The following is a 554-nucleotide window of genomic DNA, read 5'->3' as shown; positions in this document are numbered from 1 at the left end:
TAGAAGTAAATGAATACAAGATCAATAATAATTGAATTAATCCACTTGATCGGGAAATATTTCTTTATCCCGATGTCCCCAAAGTATATCCATTTGTGAATAAATCTACCGGTTTAGCTTGGTATGCTCTTCGCATTACCTATAGTCGTGAACTCGCATTTAAACAATATCTTGACGATCGGAATATAGAAAACTTTATTCCCATGCGTTATGAATATGTGGTTAAGGGGGAGAGGAAAATACGTAAATTGGTTCCTGTCGTTCATAATTTAGTATTCGTATATGCCTCCAGACTTCAAATTGATGAAATGAAAACGACTGCGGGTACTCAATTGCCTATTCGTTATATTATGGACAGGGAAACCAACCAGCCTATCACCATACCGGAAACTCAGATGCGCAGTTTTATTGCTGTTGCCGGTAGCCATGATCAGCAAGTTGTGTATCTCGATCCCACTACCATCACCTTTAAGAAGGGAGAGCGTGTTCGTGTTACCGGAGGGCTTTTCGAAGGTGTTGAAGGAGAATTTGTTCGTGTAAAGGGAGACCGTCGT

General features: G+C 40.1%; 1 protein-coding gene. It reads left to right on the top strand.

Annotated elements, in window-relative coordinates; all coding sequences use genetic code 11:
• Positions 1 to 95 precede the first annotated feature (95 nt).
• Positions 96 to 554, top strand: a 459-nt coding sequence (locus QVP90_RS09305) for a UpxY family transcription antiterminator (RefSeq protein ID WP_288204188.1), incomplete at its 3' end; no start/stop codon positions are given.

Source organism: Bacteroides sp. CAG:189 (assembly GCF_000432295.1).
GTDB lineage: Bacteria > Bacteroidota > Bacteroidia > Bacteroidales > Bacteroidaceae > Bacteroides > Bacteroides salyersiae.
Note: the sequence above shows the minus strand (reverse complement) of the source record. Positions and strands in the feature narration are given on the sequence as shown.